Origin of the sequence: Paraburkholderia humisilvae, assembly GCF_902859855.1 — a bacterium.
Lineage (GTDB): Bacteria > Pseudomonadota > Gammaproteobacteria > Burkholderiales > Burkholderiaceae > Paraburkholderia > Paraburkholderia humisilvae.
Window position 1 is genome coordinate 1 of sequence record NZ_CADIKH010000366.1, and the last position, 1,196, is coordinate 1,196.

General features: G+C 61.4%; 3 protein-coding genes. 1 reads left to right on the forward strand and 2 read right to left on the reverse strand.

The genetic code is table 11. The features are described 5' to 3' along the window. Window positions 1-265, reverse strand: a 265-nt coding sequence (locus HV796_RS42565) for a transposase (protein ID WP_246356410.1), incomplete at its 3' end; no start/stop codon positions are given. A gap of 384 nt (window positions 266-649) precedes the next feature. Here HV796_RS42565 and HV796_RS42570 point away from each other — a divergent pair. Beyond that, window positions 650-796 carry a hypothetical protein gene (locus HV796_RS42570; protein WP_175233595.1) on the forward strand — a complete coding sequence of 49 codons (147 nt, stop codon included), beginning with the start codon at window positions 650-652 and terminating at the stop codon, window positions 794-796. On the opposite strand, the gene HV796_RS46390 is transcribed toward HV796_RS42570, so the two are convergent. Then, window positions 763-1,059, reverse strand: a complete 297-nt coding sequence (locus HV796_RS46390; protein WP_377694121.1) for a helix-turn-helix domain-containing protein — start codon at window positions 1,057-1,059, stop codon at window positions 763-765. The two genes, HV796_RS42570 and HV796_RS46390, sit on opposite strands and share 34 nt — an antisense overlap. Window positions 1,060-1,196: the final 137 nt, after the last annotated feature.

A 1,196-nucleotide genomic window follows, 5' to 3' on the forward strand; every position in this document is an offset into this window, starting at 1 on the left:
AGCCCCGGAGACTCCTTTGGAAAGGGCGTGCCGCCTGATTATCCTCGTGGCTAAATTGTCCGGTGCGCTCGCGCAGGTGCGCGGTATTGATATGGCTGGCATGGCGCAGCATCCGGCGCGTATAGCGGGCAACCCACAGTTCGATCTGATTGACCCAGCTCGCATGCAACGGGGTGAAGTGAGAGTGAAATCGCTCTTCGTGCCGCGCGTTGAACGCCTGCCAGAGAGCCTGAGCACGATGCGTGTTGAGGTTGTCCCATATCACACGCACCTGCTTGCCGGGTACGCGAGCGCCACGCGCACCATGAAGGCGGCCAGGTCATTCTGGGTGCGCCGCTCGCGTCAGTCTGCGGGCACCTCTGCGGTATGCGCATCCCGTGCAGCAATCAGTGCCTAGGTGCCATGGCGGATATACTCAAACCCCCGCAGGTGCGGCCGCCCCGGCGCGGGCGCACGGTCCCGGGTGCCTGCGCTCGATGGCCTGAATGCCGGTCTTTCCGTCGATGCTCAGTACCACAGCGTTTCCGGGGGGCTTCCGGTACAGTCTGCAAATCACACTGACCCTTCTCGCGAAACGTCGGGTTGGGACTGTGTAGCCACTGCTGGACCCGGTGCGGGCGCATGTCGCCAGCCTGCAGGAACGCTGCACGTGGCTGCAGCTGATCTGTTCGACGATGCCGCGCTCCACGGCGCGCAACACAATCCCGTCGAGCGTCGGCCTGACGCGGCCTTTAGCCTCCAGCGCTTCAGACACCAACGTGATCAACTGCAGTTGCGCTTCCTGTGCGATGCGTGAGCCCCTGTGCTCACCCTCACGCATGCCCTGCGCACCTTGCCGCGCAACGCGCTGATCGTCTGCACGGATACGCCCAGCTCCTGCGCAATCACGGTATTCGAGTGGCCCTCGTGGACGCACGACGCGATCCGCGCCCGCATCACATCGCGATGCGCAGCGGGTCTTCCGGGCGATGAGTGATAGCAGTTTCTTTTTTCTTTCTTCACCAGCTTCACCGGCGTTGCATGACGGCCTCGGCTCATCCCGACTGATAATCGACGCATTAATTATTCAAGATATTTCGGGGTGTTGTACTATTGACCTTTCCATAAATCATGACGTCACCACAAGGTTGCCTGAATCCAGCACGCGGCGATGATCGAAGGTCGGTGCTGAGCGCTTTTGAGCTTGTTGCGAGCGA